20 protein-coding genes are annotated in these 24,294 nt (G+C 62.0%); 13 read left to right on the top strand and 7 right to left on the bottom strand.

The window, feature by feature from the left end; translation table 11 throughout:
* From mglA to AB5Y83_RS08115, 4 genes are all read right to left on the bottom strand, one after another.
* On the bottom strand, positions 1-1,521 hold the full coding sequence (mglA, locus tag AB5Y83_RS08100; protein ID WP_330125289.1) for a galactose/methyl galactoside ABC transporter ATP-binding protein MglA: 1,521 nt from the start codon (positions 1,519-1,521) through the stop codon (positions 1-3).
* Between the two features lie 53 nt (positions 1,522-1,574).
* The gene (gene mglB, locus AB5Y83_RS08105; protein ID WP_005340747.1) at positions 1,575-2,561 is read right to left on the bottom strand and encodes a galactose/glucose ABC transporter substrate-binding protein MglB; all 987 of its coding nucleotides are present in this window, start codon (positions 2,559-2,561) and stop codon (positions 1,575-1,577) included.
* Between the two features lie 276 nt (positions 2,562-2,837).
* On the bottom strand, positions 2,838-5,897 hold the full coding sequence (locus AB5Y83_RS08110; protein ID WP_368174973.1) for a beta-galactosidase: 3,060 nt from the start codon (positions 5,895-5,897) through the stop codon (positions 2,838-2,840).
* 189 nt (positions 5,898-6,086) lie between these two features.
* Positions 6,087-7,094 carry a substrate-binding domain-containing protein gene (locus AB5Y83_RS08115; protein ID WP_159142721.1) on the bottom strand — a complete coding sequence of 336 codons (1,008 nt, stop codon included), beginning with the start codon at positions 7,092-7,094 and terminating at the stop codon, positions 6,087-6,089.
* A gap of 201 nt (positions 7,095-7,295) precedes the next feature.
* On the opposite strand from AB5Y83_RS08115, the gene galE reads away from it, so the two are divergent.
* From galE to bacA, 5 genes are all read left to right on the top strand, one after another.
* Positions 7,296-8,309, top strand: coding sequence for a UDP-glucose 4-epimerase GalE (galE, locus tag AB5Y83_RS08120; RefSeq protein WP_368174974.1), 1,014 nt, complete (start codon positions 7,296-7,298; stop codon positions 8,307-8,309).
* Between the two features lie 60 nt (positions 8,310-8,369).
* Positions 8,370-9,428, top strand: coding sequence for a UDP-glucose--hexose-1-phosphate uridylyltransferase (locus AB5Y83_RS08125; protein WP_181223155.1), 1,059 nt, complete (start codon positions 8,370-8,372; stop codon positions 9,426-9,428).
* The gene (galK, locus tag AB5Y83_RS08130) at positions 9,425-10,573 is read left to right on the top strand and encodes a galactokinase (protein ID WP_236764701.1); all 1,149 of its coding nucleotides are present in this window, start codon (positions 9,425-9,427) and stop codon (positions 10,571-10,573) included. The genes AB5Y83_RS08125 and galK overlap by 4 nt, the downstream gene beginning before the upstream one ends.
* On the top strand, positions 10,570-11,559 hold the full coding sequence (gene galM, locus AB5Y83_RS08135; protein ID WP_368174975.1) for a galactose-1-epimerase: 990 nt from the start codon (positions 10,570-10,572) through the stop codon (positions 11,557-11,559). The genes galK and galM overlap by 4 nt, the downstream gene beginning before the upstream one ends.
* Positions 11,560-11,674: 115 nt before the next feature.
* On the top strand, positions 11,675-12,490 hold the full coding sequence (gene bacA, locus AB5Y83_RS08140; protein WP_368174976.1) for an undecaprenyl-diphosphate phosphatase: 816 nt from the start codon (positions 11,675-11,677) through the stop codon (positions 12,488-12,490).
* Between the two features lie 66 nt (positions 12,491-12,556).
* Here bacA and AB5Y83_RS08145 read toward each other — a convergent pair whose 3' ends face one another.
* The 3 genes from AB5Y83_RS08145 to AB5Y83_RS08155 all read right to left on the bottom strand — a co-directional run bounded on the left by AB5Y83_RS08145 (position 12,557) and on the right by AB5Y83_RS08155 (position 14,521).
* Complete coding sequence (locus tag AB5Y83_RS08145; protein ID WP_368174977.1) at positions 12,557-13,252, bottom strand: ChrR family anti-sigma-E factor; 696 nt, start codon at positions 13,250-13,252, stop codon at positions 12,557-12,559.
* Positions 13,245-13,814, bottom strand: a complete 570-nt coding sequence (locus tag AB5Y83_RS08150; protein WP_005355542.1) for a sigma-70 family RNA polymerase sigma factor — start codon at positions 13,812-13,814, stop codon at positions 13,245-13,247. The genes AB5Y83_RS08145 and AB5Y83_RS08150 overlap by 8 nt, the downstream gene beginning before the upstream one ends.
* Before the next feature lie 140 nt (positions 13,815-13,954).
* Positions 13,955-14,521, bottom strand: coding sequence for an LON peptidase substrate-binding domain-containing protein (locus tag AB5Y83_RS08155; protein WP_101530424.1), 567 nt, complete (start codon positions 14,519-14,521; stop codon positions 13,955-13,957).
* Positions 14,522-14,831: 310 nt separating this feature from the next.
* On the opposite strand from AB5Y83_RS08155, the gene argS reads away from it, so the two are divergent.
* The 8 genes from argS (at position 14,832) to AB5Y83_RS08195 (ending at position 24,294) form a co-directional block, all read left to right on the top strand.
* The gene (gene argS / locus AB5Y83_RS08160) at positions 14,832-16,577 is read left to right on the top strand and encodes an arginine--tRNA ligase (RefSeq protein WP_120416343.1); all 1,746 of its coding nucleotides are present in this window, start codon (positions 14,832-14,834) and stop codon (positions 16,575-16,577) included.
* A gap of 3 nt (positions 16,578-16,580) precedes the next feature.
* Entirely contained in the window at positions 16,581-17,426 is an 846-nt protein-coding gene (locus AB5Y83_RS08165; protein ID WP_368174978.1) for an SPOR domain-containing protein, read from the top strand.
* Between the two features lie 202 nt (positions 17,427-17,628).
* Positions 17,629-18,162, top strand: a complete 534-nt coding sequence (hslV, locus tag AB5Y83_RS08170; RefSeq protein ID WP_005340772.1) for an ATP-dependent protease subunit HslV — start codon at positions 17,629-17,631, stop codon at positions 18,160-18,162.
* Positions 18,163-18,228: 66 nt separating this feature from the next.
* On the top strand, positions 18,229-19,557 hold the full coding sequence (hslU, locus tag AB5Y83_RS08175; protein WP_160880622.1) for an HslU--HslV peptidase ATPase subunit: 1,329 nt from the start codon (positions 18,229-18,231) through the stop codon (positions 19,555-19,557).
* A 184-nt stretch (positions 19,558-19,741) separates the two neighbouring features.
* A complete protein-coding gene (locus AB5Y83_RS08180) occupies positions 19,742-20,383 on the top strand; it encodes a TetR/AcrR family transcriptional regulator (protein WP_204420011.1) in 642 nt (213 codons plus the stop codon).
* A gap of 85 nt (positions 20,384-20,468) precedes the next feature.
* Positions 20,469-21,437, top strand: a complete 969-nt coding sequence (hlyD, locus tag AB5Y83_RS08185; protein ID WP_368174979.1) for a secretion protein HlyD — start codon at positions 20,469-20,471, stop codon at positions 21,435-21,437.
* Entirely contained in the window at positions 21,434-23,188 is a 1,755-nt protein-coding gene (locus tag AB5Y83_RS08190; protein ID WP_368174980.1) for an ATP-binding cassette domain-containing protein, read from the top strand. Before hlyD ends, AB5Y83_RS08190 begins: the two co-directional genes overlap by 4 nt.
* Positions 23,185-24,294 (top strand): ABC transporter permease, encoded by a 1,110-nt coding sequence (locus AB5Y83_RS08195; RefSeq protein ID WP_368174981.1) that lies wholly within the window; start codon positions 23,185-23,187, stop codon positions 24,292-24,294. Before AB5Y83_RS08190 ends, AB5Y83_RS08195 begins: the two co-directional genes overlap by 4 nt.

Here is a 24,294-nt window from a genome sequence, read left to right on the forward strand (position 1 = left end):
CTAGAGGTACAGAGATGCCAGGCGCAGTATCTCGCTCTGGTCAGTTTCTTTGGTATTGACGATCCCGGCGACCCGGCCATTGCTCATCACCATGATGCGGTCGGTGATCCCCAGCAATTCCGGCATCTCTGACGAGATGATGATGATCCCCTTGTCCTTCTTCGCCAGCTCCAGGATGAGCTGGTAGATCTCGAACTTGGCCCCAACGTCGATGCCGCGGGTGGGCTCGTCGAGCATCAGGATCTCCGGCTGGGTCAGCAGCCAGCGACCGATGATCACCTTCTGCTGGTTGCCCCCGGAGAGGGAACCGATCTGGGTCTGCTGGGTCGGCGTCTTGACCCGCATGGAGTCGATCACCCACTGGGTATCGCTCTTCATCTTGTTGTCGCTGAGCAGCCCCATGGAGCCCTTGTAGCTGTCCATGTTGGCGATCAGGGAGTTGAAGGCGATATCGAGCCGGGAGTAGATACCGGTGGATCGGCGCTCTTCCGTCACCAGCGCAAAGCCGTTGCGGATCGCTTCGTGGGCGTTGTGGTTGGCCACCTCTTTGCCGTGCAGCTTGATGCTGCCCTGACTGCGATCACGAATACCGAACAGGGTCTCGACGATGTCGGTGCGCTTGGCCCCCACCAGTCCGGCGATGCCGAGGATCTCCCCCTTGTGCAGGTTGAAGGTCACATCCTGAATGGAGGGCTGGTTCTTCGCCGTCAGATGTTCGATCTCGAGGATCACCTCTTTCGGCAGGTTGGTTTTTTCAGGGAAGCGCTGAGTCAGTTCACGGCCGACCATCATGCCGATGATCTGATCCATGGTCATGCCCTTGAGCGGCTGGGTTGCCACCCACTGGCCATCCCGCAATATGGTGATCTCGTCACAGAGCTGGAAGATCTCCTCCATCTTGTGAGAGATGTAGACGATGCCGCACCCCTTCTCCTTCAACTTGTTGATGATCTTGAAGAGGTGGTTCACCTCTTTCTCGGTCAGCGAGGAGGTGGGTTCGTCCATGATGACGATCTTGGCATCGTAGGAGAACGCCTTGGCGATCTCGATCATCTGCATCTGGGAGACCGACAGGGTCGCGACCTTGACCCTGGGGTCGATGTCGATATCGAGTTCATCGAAAATACGCTTGGTGTCGTCATACATCTTGCCGTGGTCGATGAACCACCCCTTGGTCGGGTAGCGGCCGAGCCACATGTTGTCCATCACAGTACGCTGCAACACCAGGTTGAGCTCCTGATGCACCATGGAGACGCCATTTTCCAGCGCTTCTTTCGAGGAGGTGAAGTTGATCTCCTGCCCCTTGAAGAAGATCTTGCCCTGATCCTTCTCGTAAATGCCGAACAGGCACTTGAGCAGTGTGGATTTTCCCGCTCCGTTCTCGCCCATCAACGCATGCACAGAATGAGGACGGACCCGTAAATTGACATTATCGAGTGCCTTGACGCCGGGAAAGCTCTTACTGACGTCAATCATCTCCAACAGCCATTCTGATTGTTGCTGTGTTGTCATATCAGCCATCACATCTGGTTGAAAAAAGGGCAAGGGGATCTCCCTTGCCCTGGAGGAGGGAATTACTCGAATTGGGACAGGTTGTCTTTATCCACACCGACGTAGGCAACACGTACTACCTTGTCGACGATATTCCACTTGGTGCCTTCACCGGCCGGTTTGCCTTCAGCCAGGTTCTTGGTCAGCTCGAAGGTGGCTTTGGCCTGGTTGGCCGCATCGTTCAGCACGGTACCCGCCATGGCACCGCTCTTGACCATGGCCAACGCTTCCGGCAGCGCATCGACGCCGAATACCGGAATGGCAGTCTTGCCCTGGGCTTTCAGTGACTCGACTGCACCCATTGCCATGCCGTCGTTGTTGGCGATGACCACTTCGATCTTGTTGGCGTTGGGGCCGGAGATCCAGGCGTCCATCTTGTCTTTCGCCATGGCGGTATCCCACATACCGGTATCCATGTGCAGTTGCTCGGTCTTGACGCCACCATCGTTCAGGGTCTTGACCACGTAGGAGGTGCGCGCTTCGGCATCCGGGTGACCCGGCTCCCCTTTCAGCAGCACGAACTGGATCACGCCATCCTTGTTCAGATCCCACTCCGGATGGGCTTTCCAGTGTTTGGCAATCAGCTGACCCTGGATGATCCCTGACTCCTTGGAGTCGGTGCCCACGTAGTAGGCCTTGTCGTAGCTGGCCAGATCGGTAGCGCTCGGTTCCTTGTTGTAGAAAACAACCGGGATATCTTCGCCACGGGCTTTCTCAATCACCACCGGGGCCGCAGCCGGGTCAACCAGGTTGATGGCCAGCGCCTTCACCCCTTTGGCCAGCAGCACGTCGATCTGGTCGTTCTGCTTGGACTGGTCGTTCTGGGAGTCGTTCATCAGCAGCTCCACCCCCGGAGTGGCTGCCGCCTCCTTCTCGATGGCCTTGCGCACGACCGCCATGAAGTTGTCGTCGTATTTGTAGACGGTTACCCCGATACGAGTGTCAGCTTGGGCATTGGCTCCAGCCATCATGCCCATCAGCAGGGCGGCAACTGTGGTCAGTTTTTTCATTATGTGTGCTCCGATGTGTCTATCTGTGTTGTAGGGTGGCGAGCAATTGAGCAAGCGCCAATCAATGTAATCAGTTTGTTGTCATTTCTTCTGTGATCATGACGACAAAATGAAAACGATTACACTCTGTTACATTGAAACTTTGTTTTTATTTTTCAAATACATACAAATTAAAGTTAGATTTGAGACTCAATCTTTCCCACAGCATTGAGGCTAGTCGTTACTGGTCTGTTGTCAAAATGGCGCACTGGCTAGGCAGTCGCCTCCATAGCTGGCTTAACGGAGAGTGCAGCTCCAACGGTAACGACGCTCAAGCAGTTGATACTCGGGACGCACGCTCTGGCTCCAGGAGTCATCACCGCCCACCCCCATGTGGGCGCCATCGAGACAGACCCACAGCCCATCTTCGGCCACCAGATCGCTCTGGTGACGGGCGGCGGCCAGCTGCTGCTGACTGAAGCGGCTGGCACTGAAATGGAAGCTGCCGTTCACCGTCGTGCTGCCCAGCTGCAGCTGACGAGTATCGCAGCGCAAGCCGTTGTCGCTCGGGAAGATGTAAGGGGTGTGCATGGCCTCCAGCGGCAAACTCCAGCGCCCCAGATCGGCACCCAGCAGGCGATCCGGATAGTTCTCGTGAGGGCCACGCCCCAGCCATTCGGCTCGCGCCGGTACCTCGGCCAGATGAAGCAGCAGACCGATCCGCGGCAGCGAAGGCAGCGCTTGCGCCAGCTCGGTCTCTATCTCCAGGCTCATGGCTCCATCGTCGGTAAAGCGGTGATGCCAGTGACTCACCAGCAGCAGCTCATCGTGATGGAAGTAGCCATGACTAACCCGGATATCCCCTCCGGCGACCACGATCCCCAGACAGCGGTGCTGCCACTGATCGAGACCACACGCCTGCCAGCGAGCAATCCAGGAGTTGGGGTCGGCGTGATCCGCTTCGCTGGTGCCGATGTCGTTGTCGAGCGGCGCCCGGTAGAAGTGATCCATGATCGGCGCCAACAACTGCTCCTGCCCCGATTTTTGCCAACTGGTGATGCGGCCGCTCTGCTTGTCGAGCCACCACTGGCTGTTTGCGGCAGTGACCAACCAGCCATCCGGCTGCTCGCTCAGGGTAGCGGCAGCGACCGGCGCTGGCAGGGCAAGGGGGCTCGGCAGGGTGAACTGCTGACGGGCGACCTTGTGATCTGCCTGCGACCAGGGGGTGGCCTGGGGCTGAACGATGGCCAGATCTAGCCAGGCCAGTGAGCCTGCCGTAAAGGGAGGCAGCCTCTCGCTCAGGGTCAACTCGACCACCCCTTGCGGCTCCAGCATGAGGGAAACCTCCCCCTGCTGCTGCACATGGCCGTTCTCACACAGCTGCCAGCAAAGCCGCTCGTTATCGGTTTCCCGAAACAGGTATTCACTCTCGATCCTCACCCGCAGCGGGGTGTGCTCGAGCAGGGTGAAGCGGAACGGCTGTTGGGCGCGCTTCGCTTCGCACAGGGCGGGATGGGGGGTGCGATCAGGGAACAGCAGGCCATTGCAGCAGAACTGGCGATCGTTTTGCACATCACCGAAGTCGCCGCCATAACCCCAGTAGTGACGGCCATCGGCGGTGTATTTGTCGAGCCCCTGATCGACCCAATCCCAGACAAACCCGCCTTGCAGACGTGGATGATCGCGAAACGCCTGCCAATAGTGGCCGTAGCCCCCGAGACTGTTGCCCATGGCGTGGGCATATTCGCAGAGGATCAGCGGTCGGTGCTCGCCGGGCAGGCCGATCCACTTGGCCAGCGCCCACTTGGGCACCGCCGGGAAGGGCTGATCCTGATGGGTTCTGGCATACATGGGGCAGATGATGTCGGTCGCCGGGGTATCGGCCCCGCCCCCCTCGTACTGCACCGGACGGCTCGGATCGCTGCGCTTTATCCAGCCATACATGGCATCGTGGGCCGGGCCGTAACCCGACTCGTTGCCCAGCGACCAGATGATGATGGAGGGGTGGTTGAAATCCCGTGCCACCATGCGGGTCGCCCGCTCCAGAAAAGCGTTGCTCCAGGCGGGATCCCGCGCCAGCCGCCCCATGGGGGTCATGCCGTGGGTCTCCAGATTCGCCTCGTCCACCACATAGAGACCGAGCCGATCACAAAGGCGATAGAAGTCGGGGTGGTTGGGATAGTGAGAGCAGCGCACCGCATTGAAGTTATGGCGCTTCATCAGCAGCAGATCCCGCTCCATGGTGGCGCGATCGATGGCATAACCCTTGGCGGGGTGATGCTCGTGACGGTTGGCACCGCGAATAAGCAGCGGCTGACCGTTGACCCGCAGCAGGCCACCACGGATCTCCACCACCCGAAAGCCCACATCGCACGCTTCGCTCTCGATGGCCTGGCCCTGCTCGTCCAGCAAGGTCAGGGTCAGACGATAGAGATGGGGCGTCTCGGCGCTCCACTTGCGCGGCGCAGCCACATCGATCCACAGTTCGGCGCGATCGTCGTAAGCCCCTTTTTCATCAATGGCTTGGGTGCCGATCAGTTGGCGCAGGGTCGCGATCCGCTCGCTGCCGTCATAGAGATTGGCCTCAACCGACAGACCGGTCGCATTGGCCGCCTGCAGTGCAATCTTGAGACGGCCATCCCGATAGCAGGCATCCAGTTCAGGCGTCACCCGCATATCCATCAGATGGCGGGACGGTTTGTGCAACAGGCTGACGGAGCGGAAGATCCCCGACAGCCACCACATATCCTGATCTTCCAGATAGGATCCGTCGGACCAGCGCAGCACCAGCACCGCCAGCCGGTTGCGACCGCTCTGCAGATATGGGGTCAGATCGAATTCGGCGGGCAGCCGGCTGTCCTGGGAGTAGCCGACCCAGCGACCGTTGCAGAAGAGGTGGAAGGCACTGCTCACCCCGTCGAAGATGATCCGGCTCTGGCCGCTGGCCAGCCAGTCGGCGGGCAGTTCGAACTCGCGGGAGTAGCAGCCAGTAGGATTCTCTGCTGGCACTCGCGGTGGATCGCAGGGAAAGGGGTACTTGATATTGGTGTAGATGGGGCCATCGGTGAGCAGCCGCGCAGCCGGATAGGCGGCATCCAGCTGCCAGTTGCCCGGCACGGTAATGGGAGTGGCATCAGCCAGATCCTGCACCTGCCAGATCTCGGGCACCAATTCGGGAGCGGCAAAGAAGGAGAAGCGCCACTCGCCATCGAGCAAGAGACGGGAGGAAGAGGCCAGGTCACCCCTGGCATCCGTTTCGCTGCGCCAGCTGAACATAGGGGTATGGGCAGCCAAGCGGTTTACCGAAGTAATCGCCTGAGTCTGCCAATCCTGACGCGCCACTATCTCCCTGAGCATTCACTCTCTCCCTGCTGATTGGAAAACGTATTCAGTCTAGAGAAGTATGACACTGGGAACGGCGATCTCGCTCACACAGATGTAAACGATTACACTGTTTTTGTTAAGTAAAGCGGAGTAAAAATGATTAAAAACAGGTAAAACAATAACTGTGCAAGAAACGGCCCCGAACAGGGCCGCAAAAGGGGGCTATCCGGCCCGAACCGGTGCCACCGAGTGGCGATTGATCAGGGTGGGGGTATAGATCCGGCTCTGGGTCGCGTCACTCTCCCCCGCCGCCAGCTGAATGGCCAGCTTGGCCGCCTGGGCCGCCATCAACTCGATGGGATAGCGCATGGTGGAGAGCTTGGGCCTCAGGTATCTGGCATAGATGATGTCATCGAAGCCCACCACCGAAACCTCCTCCGGCACTCGCAGGCCGTTGTCGGCCAGCACTGAGATGGCGCCCGCCGCCATGGCATCGTTATAGGCAACCACGGCGGTCACCTTGAGCCCCTTGGCCAACAGGTTGAGCATGGCGCGCTCCCCCCCCTCCTCGTTCGGGGTGCCACTCTCGATAAGCTCGGGATCGGCTGCCAGACCAGCCTCCATCAGCCCATCCTGATACCCCTGCAGACGCAAGGTGGCATCCTCGATGGCGTGATCAGAGCTGATAAAGGCGATATGGCGGTGGCCCAGTTCGATCAGGTGGCGAGTCGCCGTAGCCGCCCCCAGCCGGTTGTTGAGGGCGATGCAGCGCCCCTTAAGGGCCGGAATATCACGGTTGATCAGCACCATACCGGGCACCCGCATGGCGTAATCGTAAAGTTCCTCGTCGCTCAGCGCCTTGCTGTGCACCACCAGCGCCTCGCAGCGCTTGCCGATCAGCAGCTCGATCGCTTCACGCTCCTGACGCGCCTTGTGAAAACCGTTACCCATCAGCAGGTGAAGGTTCTGCTCGACGGCCACGCCGGAGACCCCCTTCACCAGTGCACCGAAGAAGGGATCGGCTACATCACCGACCACCACCCCCATGGTGTCGCAAGTCTGGTTCACCAGTGCCCGCGCGTTGGCGTTGGGGGTATAGCCCAGTTCGGCCATGGCCTTCTGCACCACTTCGCGAGACGCGGCGCTGGCCTTGGGGGAGTTGTTCATCACCCGTGAAACCGTTGCCACCGACACATTGGCCAAACGGGCGACATCCTTGATGGTGCTCATACTGTTTTCACTTATTTCACTGTGCAATAGAGCGCCATTATACCCAGCAAACCCATTGAAAACAGAGGTGAAACGCATATCTGCCGTCAGGATGACCACAGAAATAGTGTAATCGTTTACACTGTTTTGCAAGCAAGCTCACAGTTTGGTCGCCACACCCTCGGCTAGACTCCTTCCAGACACTTTTCAGTGGAGAGCAAGATGAACGTTCTGGTCACCGGCGGTTGCGGATATATCGGCAGCCACACCTGTCTGGCCTTGCAAGCGGCAAGCATGAATCCCGTGGTGGTCGACAACCTCGGCAACAGCAAACGCAGCGTGCTGGCCCGAGTCGCAGCCATCAGCGGCCAACAACCCGTTTTCTATCAAGGAGATATTCGCGATGCCGCCCTGCTGGACCGGATCTTCGCCGAGCAGCAGATCGATGCGGTGATCCACTTTGCCGCCCTCAAAGCGGTCGGTGAATCGACCCGCATTCCACTGGATTACTACGAGAACAATCTCGGTGGCACCCTCACCCTGCTGCAGGCGATGAAGCGGGCCAATGTGCACAATCTGGTGTTCAGCTCCTCTGCCACCGTCTATGGCGATCCCGCCAGCCTGCCGATCCGCGAGGATTTCTCTCGCAGCGCCACCAACCCTTACGGGCGATCCAAGCTGATCATCGAGGAGATCCTCGAAGATCTGCAGCTGGCCGAGCCCCACTGGAGCATGACCCTGCTGCGCTACTTCAATCCGGTCGGCGCCCACGAATCGGGCACCATGGGTGAAGACCCGCAAGGTATCCCCAACAACCTGATGCCCTATATCACCCAGGTGGCCATTGGCCGTCGCGACTGCCTCTCGGTCTTTGGAAACGATTACCCCACCCCGGATGGCACCGGCGTGCGCGACTACATCCACGTGATGGATCTCGCCGAAGGGCACGTCAAGGCGTTGCAACACTGCGCTGGCAAGGGTGGCGTGCACACCTACAACCTGGGCACCGGCCAGGGTCAGAGCGTGTTGCAGCTGGTCGCTGCCTTTTCCAATGCCTGCGGCAAGCCGCTGCCGTTTCGCATCGAACCGCGCCGTCCCGGCGATATCGCCGCCTGCTGGGCCGATCCGGCCAAGGCCGAGCGGGAACTGGGCTGGCAGGCGACCCGGGACATAGACGCCATGTGCGCCGACAGCTGGCGCTGGCAATCCACCAATCCGAACGGTTACGAGGAGTAGGCCTGCCTGCTCCTCGGTAATAAACGACTCTATTTTTCAATACCTTACTCAGGAGAGATGATGTTTAACCCCGTCGATCATCCCCATCGCCGCTTCAACCCGCTGACCGGCCAGTATGTGCTGGTCTCCCCCCACCGGGCCAAACGCCCCTGGCAGGGGCAGGTTGAGAAGGTGAGTCAGGCCCCCAAACAGGCCCACGATCCCGACTGCTTCCTCTGCGCGGGCAACACCCGGGTCACTGGCGACATCAACCCCGACTACAAGGGCACCTTCGTCTTTACCAACGACTTCGCCGCCCTGATGCAGGATACCCCGGCCGCCGATAGTGCCAGCGATCCCCTGCTGAAGCTGGAAGCCGCCCGCGGCACCAGCCGGGTGATCTGCTTCTCGCCGGATCACGGCAAGACCCTGCCCGAGCTGCCGCTACCCGCCATCGAGGGGGTGATCACCACCTGGATGGATCAGGTCGCCGAGCTGTCGGCCCAGTGGGAGTGGGTGCAGGTCTTTGAAAACAAAGGGGCCGTCATGGGCTGCTCCAACCCGCACCCCCACGGCCAGATCTGGGGCAGCGACTTCCTGCCCAACGAGATCGCCCGCGAAGAGCAGCACCAGCGTGACTGGCTGGCCGAGCATGGCCGTCCCATGCTGCTGGAGTATGTGGAGCGGGAGCTGGCGGATCGCTCGCGTATCGTGGTGGAGACCGAGCACTGGCTTGCCGTGGTTCCCTTCTGGGCCGCCTGGCCGTTCGAAACCCTGCTGCTGCCCAAAGCGCACGTCCCCTCCATGCTCAATCTGACCCAGGCACAGCAACAGGATCTGGCGGTGGCGCTCAAGGAGCTCACCAGCCGTTACGATAATCTGTTCGAGTGCAGCTTCCCCTACTCCATGGGCTGGCACTTTGCACCGCCCAAATCGGATTGCCCCGAGGCGTGGCAGCTGCACGCCCACTTCTATCCGCCCCTGCTGCGCTCCGCCACCGTGCGCAAATTCATGGTCGGCTTCGAGATGCTGGCCGAAACCCAGCGCGACCTTACACCCGAGCAGGCTGCCGAGCGGCTGCGTGCCCTGAGCCCCGTTCACTACACCCAGACCAGCCACACCAATGAGGAGGCCCTATGACCCCCAGCCAACGCGTCAGCACCGTTTTTGCCGAGCAATTTGCCAAAGCGCCCGATCTGCTGGTGCGCGCCCCCGGCCGCGTCAACCTCATCGGTGAACATACCGACTACAACGACGGCTTCGTGCTGCCCTGTGCCATCGACTACGAGACCTGCGTCGCCATCGGACTGCGCGATGACCGGCAAGTACAGGTGATCGCCGCCGACTACGACAACCAGCGCGACCAGTTCGACCTCGACCAGCCCATCGAGCACCACCCCAGCCAGCGCTGGAGCGACTACATCCGCGGCGTGGTGAAATATCTGCAGGAACGTGGATATGCCCTGCGCGGCCTCGATCTGGTGGTCTCCGGCAACGTGCCGCAGGGGGCGGGACTCTCCTCCTCCGCCTCGCTGGAAGTGGCTATCGGTCAGGCCTTCAAGGAGGCACTGGGGCTCGCCATCACTCAGGCGGAGATCGCCCTCAACGGTCAGCAGGCGGAGAACCAGTTCGTCGGCTGCAACTGCGGCATCATGGATCAGATGATCTCCGCCAGCGGCAAAACCGACCACGCCCTGCTGCTCGACTGCCGCTCGCTGGAGACTCGCCTCATCCCCATGCCCACCGATCTGGCGGTGCTGATCGTCAACTCCAATGTGCGCCGCGGTCTGGTAGACAGCGAATACAACACCCGTCGTCAGCAGTGCGAAGCGGCCGCCCGCCACTACGGAGTCAAGGCGCTGCGCGATCTCGATCTGGCAGCTCTCGAAGCAGGCAAGGCCGGACTGGATGAGGTCTGCTACCGCCGTGCCCGCCACGTGGTAGGCGACAATACCCGCACCCTGGCCGCCGCCGATGCGCTGGCGCAAGGGGATCTGGTTCGTCTCGGCGAGCTGATGGCCGATTCACACGCCGCCATGCGCGATGACTTCGAAATCACAGTGCCTGCCATCGACGGTCTGGTAGAGATCATCAAGGCCAGGATCGGCACCGAAGGCGGCGTGCGGATGACTGGCGGCGGCTTCGGCGGGTGCGTGGTCGCCCTGCTGCGCCCCGAGAAGGTGGCCGAGGTGATCGCCGCGGTTGAAGCCGAGTATCCGACCCGCTTTGGCCTCAAGGCTGACTGCTACGTCTGCTCTGCCAGCGCCGGTGCAGGCAAGCTATGAGCAGCGCCATGACGCCATTCGAGCTGGAAAACGAGGAGGGGCTGCGCCTGCGCGGCCTCGACTTCGGCGCCACCCTCACCTCCCTCACCCTGCCGGTGGCGGGCAAACGGCGCGAAGTCCTGCTGGGTTGTGCCGACGACGCCTATCCCACCCAGCAGGTGTGGCTGGGTGCGGTGGCCGGGCGTTTTGCCAACCGCATCGGCGGTGCCGAGCTGGTGCGTGATGGACAGCGCTGGCAGCTGAATGCCAATCAGGCACCCAACTGTCTGCACGGCGGGCAGGCAGGCTTTCATCGCCAGCGCTGGCAAATCAGGGAGCTGGAGGCGGATCGGGTCAAGCTGGCGTTGCTCTCCCGGGCGGGAGATCAGGGCTTTCCCGGCAATCTGCGGGTCACCCTGGAGTACCGGCTGGAGCAGAGCGATCTGGTGGTCGATTTTGTGGCCAGCACAGATGCAGCGACGCCGGTCAGTCTCACCAGCCACGCCTACTTCAATCTCGATGGGCAAACCGATGGCGAAGATGTCCGTGACCACCTCATCAGCATCAATGCCGACCACTTCCTGCCGACCGACCCGAGCGGTTTACCGATCGCCATCACTCCGGTGGAGGGGCCATTCGATCTGCGCCGCGAGCGCCTGATTGGCCAGGATTGGCTGAACCATCCCCAGCAACAACAGGCCAAGGGGTACGATCACGCCTTTGTGCTCAACGGCCCGACATCAGAATGGGCCGCTCGCGTGGTATCGGGTGACAGACAGCTGGCGATGGAGGTCTACACCAACCAGCCCTCGCTGCAGTTCTATACCGGCAACTGGTTGGCCAATACCCCGAACCGCAGCGGCCTGTCACACCGGGATCACGACGGCTTCTGTCTTGAGGCGCAACAGCTGCCGGACAGCCCCAATCGCCCCGAGCTGGGCAACCCCTGGCTGCTGCCGGGCGGGCGTTATCACCACCAGACCCGCTACCGCTTTATCCGCGACTGACTTAAAGGTTTCATGATTTTTACATAGCCTCAGCAGTGACTATCGAGCAAGATAAGTCGCCCCGAGACCTTCCCGGGGCGTTTTTACATCAACGAAGTTAAGGATTGTTTGTTCGATGACTGACACTTATAGCCTGCTGGTCGCCTTTATTCTGGGCGTCGTCGAGGGGCTGACTGAGTTCCTCCCCGTCTCCTCCACCGGCCACATGATTATCGTCGGCCATCTGCTGGACTTTGAAGGGCCCAAGGCTGCCACTTTCGAAGTGGTGATCCAGCTTGGCTCCATCCTCGCCGTGGTCGCCGTCTTCTGGCGCCGCCTGTTTGGCCTGATTGGCATCCACTTCGGCCAGAAGCCGTCCCGGGATCACGCCACCCTGTCGCTGATCCACGTCATCCTCGGCATGATGCCCGCCATCGTGGTCGGTCTGGCCATCCACAGCTGGATCAAGGCCAACCTGTTTGGTCCGCAGACCGTCATGTACGCGCTGGTCGCGGGCGGCATCCTGCTGATCATCGCCGAGAAGTTCCGCCCGGCCGTCACAGCTGAAACCCTGGATGACATCAGCTACAAGCAGGCGTTTGGCATCGGTCTGTTCCAGTGTCTGGCCCTGTGGCCCGGCTTCTCCCGCTCCGGCGCCACCATCAGTGGTGGCATGCTGATGGGGATCAGTCGTCACGCAGCCGCCGAGTTCTCCTTCATCATGGCGGTGCCCATGATGGTGGCGGCCAGCGGGCTTGATCTCTACAAGAGCCGCGATTTCCTCTCGATGGCCGACTTCCCGATGTTTGCAGTGGGCTTTATCACCGCCTTCGTGGTAGCGATGTTTGCGATCAAGACCTTCCTGACATTGATCCGCCGCATCGACTTTATCCCGTTCGCCATCTACCGCTTTGTCGTGGCATTCGCCGTCTATCTGGTGTTTGTCGCCTGACCGGCAGCCAGCCATGAAATGACAAAAGGGACCAACTTGGTCCCTTTTTCTATGGCGTCATGGTGCTCAGTAGAGGTGCTGGCTGATGCCGTTCAGCAGCCGCGACAGCCCCTTGGTAAACTGCACCGGCGCATCCTGCACCGTGTAGCAAAGGCAGCCATCCGGCGTGTGCGGGCTGTGGGAGTGGCTGGCATCGCGCCAGATGAAATCTCCCGCCTTGTAAAGGGTATCGCCATCCTGAATATTGCCAGCCAGCAGCAAGGTCAGCTCATAGCCCTGATGGGTGTGCTCGGGGATGCGGCCGCCCGCTTCGATATGGAGCAAACTGGCGCGCGCCCCCATCTCGTCCAGCGGCAAACTATGCTGACGAATAGCCCCGATATGGCGCCACTTGGGCGAACGATAACGGGCCAGCACCCGTGGCAAACGGTAGGCGTGACCGGCCACCTCCAGCTCGCAGGGCTGGGCTCGGGGCTGGTCGTGTGTTGGCTCGGAGAGGGGCTCTGCAAACGGCTGGGCCAGAATATCCGCCAGCATGGCGTCGAATCCGGCGTCCAGTCCCACTTCATCGCGGGAGGCCAGCTCGGGCTCTGCTGGCGAGGCAAGATATTGCTGCGCCAGCTCCTCTTCGAATGTCTTCAGTCGTGCAGCACAATCGGGGCAGAGTTCACAGTGGGCGGAGAGCCCTACCGCCAGCGGCAGAGGGAGCTCATCGGCGGCGAAGGCACGCAGCATAGGGTCGGTCGGATGGGCTTTAATCATGGCCTTGCTCCACTTGCTCTTTCAGTTTCTGTAACGCCAGTCTGAGGCGGGACTTGATGGTACCGAGCGGCACGCCGAGTCGCTCCGCCAGCTCTTGCTGGGAGAACTCCTGCAGATAGATGCCGCGCACCACCTGCTGTTGCGGCTCCGGCAGGGTGCCCAGATAGTGGGCCATCTGACGGGTCAGCACCGCATCCTCACCGCCGCTCAGGTGCTCCTCTTCGGCCTGAAACTCCAGCACCGGCCACAGTTCCTCGGCACAGAGATCCTCCTTGCTGGCGCGACGACGGCGCAGCATGTCGAAGCACTGGTTGCGCATCACGGTGTAGATCCAGGTGGTCGGCGCCCCCTTCTCGGGGTGGTAGAGGCGCGCTTTCTGCCACACCAGCAGCATGGTCTCCTGCACCAGCTCCATGGCGTTGGCTTCGCTGCCGAGGTGGCGCAAGCCGTAGCTGCGAATGCGCGGCGCAAAGTGTTGGAACAGGCGGGCAAAAGCAGCCTTGTCGGCCTGCTCTGCCACCCTGATCAGCAGAGATTTGAGGTCGCCATCCGGGTTATCCATCACGGGCGAGGTCCTGCGTATGGTCGAGTGTGGTTGGCCAGTATATGCCATTGCGCCATCCCTTTGGTGTGCTGTCGAACATGCTGTGGTGATGACTTGTACGGCGCTGCGGCGCTGGCGGATCAGCAGGTCAGAAAAAATCAGTGGCTGGCCACCAGAACCCCCTTGAGCAGGGCGATGGCGGGCTGATTGTCGGCAGCGGCCAGCAGCAGCTGCTTCTGTTCGGGGGGGATCGGCAGCACCTCCAGCCAGCGCTGGGCCACCCAGTTGCCATCATCCCAGCGGGGGGCGGGATAGAGGGCGGCATAGTCGGGATAGTCGGCAAACACCTCCCGCAACGCCTCGACCAGCGGTTGCTGATCGGGATGGAGCCGGCGGGGCGGCCAGGCCGTCAGCGGCGTCACCTCGCCGATACGCAGGCCATCCTGCTCCTGCCACAGATCCTCTATCTGCACCCGCTCCATCCCCTGCACCGTGATCCCCAGCATGCCGTCCGGCAGCCGGTCGAAATCGATGATGGTGACCCGGGTGGCGATGGGCAGCATGTTGCGCAGGGCGTCGGGCTGGCGAGGGTCCACCATGCAGAGGGCAAAGCCGGACTCCCCCGCCTCGGCGATCATCCGCTGGTATCTCGGTTCGAAGATCCGCAGCGGCATGACGCCGCCGGGCAGCAGGTGGGCAGATAGGGGAAACAGCGCCAGTCGCATCGCAAACTCCTCGGTTGGGAACCTCTGTTAATACGCCGGGCCAGAGGGAGGAGATCATTCCCGTCATCGGAAAGGAAAAACCCTTAACAATCAGGGGAAAATAGCCTGGACAAGCCGCTTCGATATGCAGTAGAAATGGATAAGCACCGTAATTTCCGCCCAATATTCTGGAATATGGCGCTAAACGCAGTGAAATATCCGCCCGACAGCGAGCGGCGGGTCATCCCTATAGTTTTCTCGGGCCGATGCGGGTAAAATTCACGCCCTTATATATCAGTCATTTTTCGACGCGCAACCTTGGTGGTCAGTTATGAAAGAGCATATTCATCATCTACTTGAACAAACGGTAGCCAATCTCAAGTCAGCAGGCGTCCTGCCGGCGGACCTGGAAGCCCGCGTGCAAGTAGACCGATGCAAGGAAAAAGCTCACGGCGACCTGGCTACCAACCTGGCCATGCTGCTGGCCAAACCGGCCCGCAAGAATCCCCGTGAGCTGGCAGCGGCCATCATCGAGCACCTGCCCGCCTCCGACCTGATCGCCAAGGTCGAGATCGCTGGCCCCGGCTTCATCAACTTCTTCTTCGACCAGCGCTGGCTGGCCGGTCAGGTCGAGGCCATGGTGACCTCTGCCAACGCCAACGTACGGTTGCCCGCGCCACAAACCGTGGTGGTGGACTACTCCGCCCCCAACGTGGCCAAAGAGATGGCGGTGCACCACATCCGCTCCACCGTACTCGGTGACGTAGCTGCGCGCGCGCTGGAATTCCTCGGCCACAAAGTGATCCGCGCCAACCACATCGGCGACTGGGGCACCCAGTTCGGCATGCTGATCGCCTATCTGGAGAAGATGTCCAACGAGCACGCCAGCGACATGGCGCTCAAGGATCTGGAAGCCTTCTACACCCAGGCCAAGCGTTGCTACGACGAAGACGAAGCCTTCGCCGAGCGCGCCCGTAACTACGTGGTCAAGCTGCAGGGCGGCGACGAGTACTGCCGTACCATGTGGAAGAAGCTGGTCGACATGACCATGGAGCAGAACCAGATCAACTACGACCGCCTGAATGTCTCCCTGACCAACAAGGACATCATGGGCGAGTCCATGTACAACGACATGCTGCCGGAGATCGTTGCCGACCTGAAAGCCAAGGGGCTGGCGGTCGAGAGCGAAGGCGCCACCGTTGTCTTCCTGGACGAGTTCAAGAACAAGGATGGCGAGGCCATGGGCGTCATCATCCAGAAGAGCGATGGCGGTTTCCTCTACACCACCACCGACATCGCCTGTGCCAAATACCGTTACGAGACCCTGGGCGCCGACCGTGTCATGTACTTCATTGACTCCCGTCAGCACCAGCACCTGATGCAGGCCTGGACCATCACCCGCAAGGCGGGCTATGTGCCGGAATCCGTACCGCTTGAGCACCACGCCTTCGGCATGATGCTGGGCAAGGATGGTCGTCCCTACAAGACCCGTTCCGGTGGCACCGTCAAGCTGGTTGACCTGCTGAACGAGGCCGAAGAGCGCGCCGCTGCGCTGCTGGAGAGCCGCAACAGCGACCTCTCTGCCGAAGAGAAGGCCAACGTGGTCAACGCCATCGCCATGGGCGCGGTCAAGTATGCGGATCTCTCCAAGAACCGCACTACCGACTACATCTTCGACTGGGATCTGATGCTGTCGTTTGAAGGCAACACTGCCCCTTACCTGCAGTACGCCTACACCCGTATCCAGTCCATCTTCCGCAAGGCCAACATCGATGCCGAGACGCTGACCGGCAAGGTGACCCTGAACGAAGAAGCCGAAGAGGTGCTGGCCCAGAAGCTGATCCAGTTCTCCGACGCGGTCAACGGCGTAGCCGACAAAGGCATGCCACACCTGCTCTGTACCTACCTGTACGAGTTGTCCGGCAACTTCATGACCTTCTATGAAGCCTGCCCGATCAACAAGGATGGCGTGGACGAAGCAACCCGTCAGAGCCGTCTGCTGCTGTGCGCCGCCACCGCCAAGGTGCTGAAACTGGGCCTCGGCGTACTGGGCATCCATACCCTGGAGCGCATGTAATAGATGGCAACCCGGGATTATGTCGGCAGCCGCCCGCGACGTCGGGCGGGTGGCCGCAATACCAAGAAAGCGGCCCCTCGCCGCTTTCCTGTTATTCCAGTGCTGCTGGTCGTGGCACTGCTGGCAGGCTTTGGTGGCTTCCTTTACATGATCAATGGCAAGGGCAACGACGCCCCCACCATTGAGGAGCAGGTAAAAGCCAACAAGCCAAAAGCGCAGAATAACGGGCTGCCTCAGGAGAAGTGGAGCTACATCGAACGGCTTGAGAACAAGCAGGTCGATATCATAGAGCCGCCGACCCAGCCGGGTGTGCTGCCGCCACCACCGGCAGATACCATGACCCTGCAACCGGAGAAACTGCCGCAACCGGTGCCGACCGACATTCCCCAACCGGGAACGCCCATCGGCCAGCCCAAGCCCTATCAGCCCAATCCGGCGACCACCCCTTCCACCTTGGGTGCACCGGTTGCCAGCGCGCAAGAGCAGGTGATCGACCGCAAGGCCGAACGGGAACGGATGGAGCGGGAGATCCGCGCCGAGCTGGAACGGGAGCGGGCCGAAGCGGCCAAGGCCAAAGCGGCCACTCCGCCAGCCCAGACCGCAGCCGCCGACAGCGGTCGCTATATGATGCAGTGCGCCGCCCTGCGCTCGCAGGATTCCGCAGAGTCGCTCAAGGCGCGTATCGCCTTCACCGCTGGCCTCTCTTCCAGCCTGCAGGTGATCAATGGCGCCAACGGCACCGTCTACAAGGTGATGGTGGGCCCCTTCAACGGCAAGGCGGCCGCCGACGCGGCCAACAGCAAGCTGCAGAGCTCCGGCATCAGCGGCTGCATTCCCAAGAAAGGGTAATCCGCTTACCGATGACGCAGGGCCGGGTGGCAACACCCGGCCCTGTTCTTTTGGTGTCACTTCTTTTGGTGTCACTCGCACCCACGCTCTTTACTACCCCGTTTATCCCGACCAAGGGCAGGGTTGAAAAGCCCGTTTGCCATCCCCATCTTTCTTGCCATGCACAGTCAGGCCGTCATTCGGCTCAAGCGAGGTAAGTAAAGTGACTACCATAGTTTCAGTTCGCCGCAACGGTCAGGTCGTCATCGGTGGCGATGGCCAGGTCTCTCTTGGCAACACCGTCATGAAGGGCAACGCCCGCAAGGTTCATCGCCTCTATAACGGCAAGGTGCTGGCCGGTTTCGCTGGCGGTACCGCCGACGCCTTCACCCTACTCGAACGTTTCGAAGCAAAACTGCAGGCCCATCAGGGTAATCTGGAGCGCGCCGCCGTGGCGCTGGCCAAAGATTGGCGCACCGATCGCGCCCTGCGCCGCCTTGAAGCGCTGCTGGCCGTGGCCGACGAACACAAATCCTTCATCATCACCGGCAACGGTGACGTGGTACAGCCGGAGCACGATCTCATCGCCATCGGCAGCGGCGGCAACTTTGCCCAGTCCGCCGCCATCGCGCTGCTGGAAAACACCGAGCTGGATGCCAGGACCATTGTCGAGAAGTCCCTCAAGATTGCGGGCGACATCTGCGTCTTCACCAACGGCAACCACACCATCGAAGTGCTGGACTATTCGGCGAAATAAGGCCACCAGCCAAACCCAATTTCCCAAGGGGTGGGCACTGCCCGCCCCGGATACAGGAACACCATCATGTCCGAGATGACCCCGAGAGAAATCGTCCACGAGCTGGACAGACACATCATTGGTCAGGCCGATGCCAAGCGCGCCGTTGCCGTTGCCCTGCGCAACCGCTGGCGCCGGATGCAGCTCAACGAAGAGATGCGCCATGAAGTGACCCCGAAAAACATCCTGATGATCGGCCCGACCGGTGTCGGCAAGACCGAGATCGCCCGTCGTCTGGCCAAGCTGGCCAACGCCCCCTTCATCAAGGTGGAAGCGACCAAGTTCACCGAAGTGGGCTATGTCGGCAAGGAAGTGGATAGCATCATCCGCGATCTGACCGATGCCGCCATCAAGCTGGTGCGCGAGACCGAGATGGAGAAGATGAAATATCGCGCCGAGGAAGCCGCCGAAGAGCGCATCCTCGACGCCCTGCTGCCCAACCCGCGCAACACCTGGGGTGAGGAAGAGAAAGCCGACAACTCCAACACCCGCCAGATCTTCCGCAAGAAACTGCGGGAAGGTCAGCTGGATGACAAGGAGATCGAGCTGGAACTCTCCGCTTCCCCGATGGGCGTCGAAATCATGACCCCGCCGGGCATGGAAGAGATGGCCAACCAGCTGCAGGGGCTGTTCCAGAACCTGGGTCAGAACCAGAAGAAGAAGCGCAAGATCAAGGTCAAAGAGGCCATGAAGGCGCTGATCGAAGAGGAAGCGGCCCGTCTGGTCAATCCGGAAGAGCTGAAGCAGAAAGCGATCGCAGCGGTCGAGAACAACGGCATCGTCTTCCTCGACGAGATCGACAAGATCTGCAAGCGCGGCGAGAGCTCGGGCCCCGATGTCTCCCGTGAAGGGGTACAACGCGACCTGCTGCCGCTGGTGGAAGGCTGCACCGTCAACACCAAGCACGGCATGGTCAAGACCGACCATATCCTGTTTGTTGCCTCCGGCGCCTTCCAGATCGCCAAGCCGTCCGACCTCATCCCCGAGCTGCAGGGCCGTCTGCCGATCCGGGTCGAGCTGACCGCGCTGACCACAGATGACTTCGAGCGCATCCTGACCGAACCGAACGCCTCCCTGACCGATCAGTACAAGGCGCTGATGGCCACCGAAGGGGTCAACATCGAGTTCACCAAGGATGGCATCCGCCGTCTGGCCGAAGCAGCCTGGCAGGTCAACGAGCGTACCGAGAACATCGGTGCCCGTCGTCTGCACACCGTGATGGAGCGCCTGATGGAAGATATCTCCTATGACGCCTCCGAGAAGTCCGGCGAGACCTTTGTCATCGACACCGAATACGTCAACGCCCACCTCGGTGCGCTTGTCGAGGATGAGGATCTGAGCCGCTTTATTCTGTAAGCGCGCCCCTCCCGATAAAACGCCTCCCTTCGCGGAGGCGTTTTTATTTCCCCGCCCCTTGCGAAAGCCCGCCGTTTTTCATCCCTGCTGAAATCTGCTCAAAAAAAGATCTATCAACTTATGTGTGATTGATTTATACATACGTATAAATCAGATCGAAAGCTGCGCAACAGGAACCAGAGAGATGAATCCAACCCGACAGAAACTGCTCGATACCGGCCTCGCCATCGCCACCGAGAAGGGGCTGCGCGGCCTGACGGTGCGCGAGCTGGCGGCGGCGGCAGAGGTGAACCTCGGCTCTTTCGTCTACCACTTCGGCAACCGCGACGCCTTTATCGACGAGCTGGTGGAGCTCTGGTACGCCCCCCTCTATGACGAGCTCAAATCGGTGGCAGCCAAAGGCTCCTACCCCTCTGCCATCGCCATGTTCGAGGCGACCATGGAGGCGCTGATCGGGCTGGTGGCGCGCCAGCGCGGCTTTATCAACCACCTGTTTGGCGATGCGCTGGCAGGCGAAGGGGCGGCCCAGCGTTTTCTGCTCAGCCTGCCGCGCCGCCACCCCCTGCTGTTGATCGAACAGGTACGGATGGCACAGGCGGAAGGGTCGCTGGTCGCGGGTCACCCGCTCCAGCTGATGATCTTCATCATGGGGTCGGTCGGCCTGCCGCTGGTCATCGCCGGCAGTGGTCGTCAGCTCGGCTGGCTGCCCGAGAAGGCCGCCCCCTTTCTCAGCCAGATAGACAACCCCGAGGCCGCCAGACAGCGGCTGGTATGGGCACTGCGCGGCCTGCGCCCCACCGACATGAAGCAAGGAGAAGCGGTATGAAACAACGCATCGCGATGGTAGCTCTGCTGCTGACCGTTCTCAGTGGTGACCTCTGGTTGCAGAGCCATCCTCAAGGAGAAGCGGTATGAAGCAACGCATTGCAATTGTGGCCCTGCTGCTGACCGTTATCGGTGGCTACCTCTGGTGGCAGGGGCGCCCGGCCGACGGCTCCATCCTCTACGGCAATGTCGATATTCGCGACGTCAATCTGGCCTTTCGGGTCGGCGGCCGCGTCGATCAGGTGCTGGTTGATGAGGGGGATAGGGTAAAAACCGGTCAACTGCTGGCCCGCCTCGATCCGGTTCCCCTCACCCACAGCCGCGACAGCGCCCGCGCCAATCTGGCCGCGATCACTGCCGCCAACGCCTTGATCCACAAAGGCTATCGCAGCGAAGAGACCGACCGCGCCCGGGCCGCACTGGCCGCCGCCGAAGCCGCTGCGCTGGAGGCCGACCAGCAGTGGCGCCGCCAGAGCGCATTGGCTGCCACCGGTGCCATCTCCCGCGGTCAGCTCGATACCGCCCGCTCCCAGCGAGATCAGACCCAGGCGCAGGTGCGCTCGGCCCGCGAGCAGCTCGCCCAGCTCGAAACCGGTTACCGCCCGGAAGAGATTGCCCAGTCCGATGCCCAGCTGGAAGGGGCCAAAGCGGCGCTCGCCAGTGCCGAACTGGCGCTGGCAGATGCCAGCCTGACCGCCCCCAGCGACGGCATCATCATCAGCCGCGCCGTCGAGAACGGCAGCATGGTGCAGAGCGGAGCGACCGCCTTCAACCTCTCCCTGACCGCGCCGGTCTGGGTGCGAGCCTATGTGGAGGAGCCCTGGCTCGGCCACTTCCCGAGCGGCGCCAAGGTGACCCTCACCACCGACTCGCGGCCGGACAAGCCCTATCACGGGGTGGTGGGATTTGTCTCGCCGACCGCCGAGTTCACCCCGAAATCGGTGGAGACGCCGGACCTGCGCACTCACCTCGTCTACCGGCTGCGCATCGTGGTGCAGGACCCCGACCCGGCCCTACGCCAGGGGATGCCGGTCACCGTCAGGCTGGCGCCATGAGCTGCGCCATCTCCCTCGATGGGCTCACCAAACGCTTTGGCGAGCGGGTCGCCCTCAACGCCATCTCGGCCACCATTCCGGCTGGCGGCATCACCGGGCTGGTCGGCCCCGACGGCGCCGGCAAGAGCACTTTGCTGCGCCTGCTGGCCGGTCTGCTGATCCCCGAAGCGGGCACCATCCGGGTGCTGGGGCTGGATCCGGTGAGCGAGGGGGATCTGCTGCGCCAGCGCCTCGGCTACATGCCCCAGCAGTTCGGCCTCTACGAGGATCTCAGCGTGCTGGAGAACCTCACCCTCTACGCTGACTTGCGCGGCGTACTGGAGCCCGAACGCACGCCCACCTTCGCGCGGCTGCTCGCCTTCACCGATCTCGCCCGCTTCACCGCACGGCCGGCAGGCAAGCTCTCTGGCGGGATGAAGCAGAAACTCGGGCTGGCCTGCGCCCTGCTCGGCACCCCGGATGTGCTGCTGCTCGACGAACCCGGGGTCGGGGTCGATCCCATCTCCCGCCGCGCCCTCTGGCAGATGGTACGCGAGCTGGCAAAAGGGGGGATGACGGTGCTCTGGAGTACCGCCTATCTCGATGAGGCGGAGCTGTGCGACCACGTGCTGCTGATGGCGGATGGCGAGGTGCGCACCAGCGGCACGCCGGCCGATCTGATGGGAGCCATGGCCAGCCGCTGCTGGCTGCTGGAGGCGGGGCAACTGGATGGCCGCGAGCGGCGCGCCCTGCTGCGCCGGGCACTGGCTCACCCGGCGGTGATGGATGGCGCGGTGGCGGGGGAGCGAGTTCGCCTGCTGCTGCACCCAGGCATGACGCCCCCACCGCTCCCGGAGCTGCATCTAGCCAACGGCGCCTTTCAACCGGCCCAGCCCCGGCTGGAGGATGCCTTTATCGACCTGCTCGGCGGCGGCCCCGGCGGGGAGTCGAGTCTGGCGGCCGGGATGCGGGAAGCCGAACTGCCGCAGGGGGTCTCCCCCGAGGCGGTGATCGAGGCGCGCCACCTCACCAAGCGCTTCGGCGATTTTGCCGCCACCGATGATGTCAGCTTTGCGGTGCGCCGCGGCGAGATCTTCGGCCTGCTCGGCCCCAACGGAGCGGGCAAGTCCACCACCTTCAAGATGGAGTGCGGCCTGCTGCGCCCGAGCGAGGGACAGGCGCTGGTGACCGGCATCGATCTGGCCCACAGCCCCTCGGCGGCACGTCAGCGCCTCGGTTACATGGCGCAGAAGTTCTCCCTCTACAAGCAGCTTACCGTGGCGCAGAACCTCTCCTTCTTCGCCGGTATCTACGGCCTGTACGGCCGCCACCAGCAAACGCGGATCGACGCCATGGTGACTGCCTTTGCCCTCGCCCCCTGGCTCGATCAGAAGGCGGAATCCCTGCCGCTCGGCCTGTGCCAGCGCTTATCTCTGGCCTGTGCCCTGCTGCACGAGCCGCCGCTGCTGTTTCTCGACGAGCCCACCTCCGGGGTCGATCCGGTGACCCGGCGCGAGTTCTGGTCGCACATCAACGCGCTGGCCGACCACGGCGTCACCGTGCTGGTCACCACCCACTTTATGGATGAGGCGGAGTATTGCGACCGCATTGCCCTCATCTATCGCGGCAAGCTGCTGGCCCTCGGCACCCCGGACGATCTCAAGGGGCTGGCCGCCAAAGAGGCGGCTGCTTCTTTGCCAACCGGCTCCTTGCCGACCATGGAAGAGGCCTTTATCACCCTGGTCGAGCGGGCCAGCGAGGAGGACGCATGAGCATCAACCGTCGGCGACTGCTGGCCCTCTGCCGCAAGGAGACGCTGCAAATCGTCCGTGACCCGAGCAGCATCCTCATCGCCTTCATCATGCCGGTGGTGCTGCTGGTGGTGATGGGTTACGCCATCAATCTCGATGTGGACCATCTGCGCCTCGGCATCTGGCGTACCGACAGCGGCGCCCCGGCGGTGCGGCTGGAGCAGGCCCTGCGCGGCTCAACCGCGCTGGAGATCCACAGCGGCCCGAGCAAGGAGTCCCTGCTCGCCAGTCTGGCCCGTGGCGAGATCCGCGGCCTGCTGGTGATCGATGACGGCTTCTCCCGCGCCATGGCCGGTCAGGGCAATGGTACGCCGCAGGCGCTGCTGCTAACCGACGGCTCCGAGCCCAACACTGCCAACTTCGTCACCAACTATGTGCAGGGGATCTGGCAGGGGTGGCTCGCTGGCGAGGGGGTCGCCATGCCGGTGTCGATAGAGAGCCGCGCCTGGTTCAATCCGGCGCTGGTGAGCCGCTACTTTCTGGTACCGGGCTCCATTGCGGTGGTGATGACCATCATAGGCGCCCTGCTCACCTCGCTGGTGGTGGCGCGGGAGTGGGAGCGCGGCACCATGGAGGCGCTGCTCGCCACCCCGGTCACCAAGGGGGAGCTGCTGCTCTCCAAACTGCTGCCCTACTATGGCCTTGGCATCATCGCCATGCTGCTCTGCCTGCTCTTCTCGGTGGCGGTGATGGGCGTGCCATGGCGCGGCTCCTTGCTGCTGCTCTTTCTGGTCACCAGCGTCTTTCTCGGCAGCGCCCTCGGGCTCGGGCTGTTTCTCTCCACCGTGATGCGCAGCCAGTTCAACGCCGCGCAGGCGGCGCTGATCGCTGCGTTTCTGCCCGCGGTGATGCTGTCGGGCTTCGTGTTCGAGATCGCCAGCATGCCACCACTGCTGCGGGCCATCACCCACCTCATTCCGGCCCGCTACTTCGCGAGCTCCCTGCAGACCCTCTATCAGGCGGGCAGCGTCTTCTCGATCCTGCTGGTCAACGGTTTCTGTCTGCTGCTGCTGGCCGGTTTCTGGCTGGCTCTGACCGCCCGCAAGACGCGGCGCACTCTGGAGTAA

The sequence above is a fragment of the Aeromonas sp. R5-4 genome, from assembly GCF_040908215.1.
Taxonomy (GTDB): Bacteria; Pseudomonadota; Gammaproteobacteria; order Enterobacterales; family Aeromonadaceae; genus Aeromonas; species Aeromonas veronii.

Bases quoted from the DNA above. Each gene is read 5' to 3' on its own strand.
- mglA (WP_330125289.1), bottom strand. From the start codon at position 1,521: ATGGCTGATATGACAACACAGCAACAATCAGAATGGCTGTTGGAGATG.
- mglB (WP_005340747.1), bottom strand. From the start codon at position 2,561: ATGAAAAAACTGACCACAGTTGCCGCCCTGCTGATGGGCATGATGGCT.
- AB5Y83_RS08110 (WP_368174973.1), bottom strand. From the start codon at position 5,897: ATGCTCAGGGAGATAGTGGCGCGTCAGGATTGGCAGACTCAGGCGATT.
- AB5Y83_RS08115 (WP_159142721.1), bottom strand. From the start codon at position 7,094: ATGAGCACCATCAAGGATGTCGCCCGTTTGGCCAATGTGTCGGTGGCA.
- galE (WP_368174974.1), top strand. From the start codon at position 7,296: ATGAACGTTCTGGTCACCGGCGGTTGCGGATATATCGGCAGCCACACC.
- AB5Y83_RS08125 (WP_181223155.1), top strand. From the start codon at position 8,370: ATGTTTAACCCCGTCGATCATCCCCATCGCCGCTTCAACCCGCTGACC.
- galK (WP_236764701.1), top strand. From the start codon at position 9,425: ATGACCCCCAGCCAACGCGTCAGCACCGTTTTTGCCGAGCAATTTGCC.
- galM (WP_368174975.1), top strand. From the start codon at position 10,570: ATGAGCAGCGCCATGACGCCATTCGAGCTGGAAAACGAGGAGGGGCTG.
- bacA (WP_368174976.1), top strand. From the start codon at position 11,675: ATGACTGACACTTATAGCCTGCTGGTCGCCTTTATTCTGGGCGTCGTC.
- AB5Y83_RS08145 (WP_368174977.1), bottom strand. From the start codon at position 13,252: ATGATTAAAGCCCATCCGACCGACCCTATGCTGCGTGCCTTCGCCGCC.
- AB5Y83_RS08150 (WP_005355542.1), bottom strand. From the start codon at position 13,814: ATGGATAACCCGGATGGCGACCTCAAATCTCTGCTGATCAGGGTGGCA.
- AB5Y83_RS08155 (WP_101530424.1), bottom strand. From the start codon at position 14,521: ATGCGACTGGCGCTGTTTCCCCTATCTGCCCACCTGCTGCCCGGCGGC.
- argS (WP_120416343.1), top strand. From the start codon at position 14,832: ATGAAAGAGCATATTCATCATCTACTTGAACAAACGGTAGCCAATCTC.
- AB5Y83_RS08165 (WP_368174978.1), top strand. From the start codon at position 16,581: ATGGCAACCCGGGATTATGTCGGCAGCCGCCCGCGACGTCGGGCGGGT.
- hslU (WP_160880622.1), top strand. From the start codon at position 18,229: ATGTCCGAGATGACCCCGAGAGAAATCGTCCACGAGCTGGACAGACAC.
- AB5Y83_RS08180 (WP_204420011.1), top strand. From the start codon at position 19,742: ATGAATCCAACCCGACAGAAACTGCTCGATACCGGCCTCGCCATCGCC.
- hlyD (WP_368174979.1), top strand. From the start codon at position 20,469: ATGAAGCAACGCATTGCAATTGTGGCCCTGCTGCTGACCGTTATCGGT.
- AB5Y83_RS08190 (WP_368174980.1), top strand. From the start codon at position 21,434: ATGAGCTGCGCCATCTCCCTCGATGGGCTCACCAAACGCTTTGGCGAG.
- AB5Y83_RS08195 (WP_368174981.1), top strand. From the start codon at position 23,185: ATGAGCATCAACCGTCGGCGACTGCTGGCCCTCTGCCGCAAGGAGACG.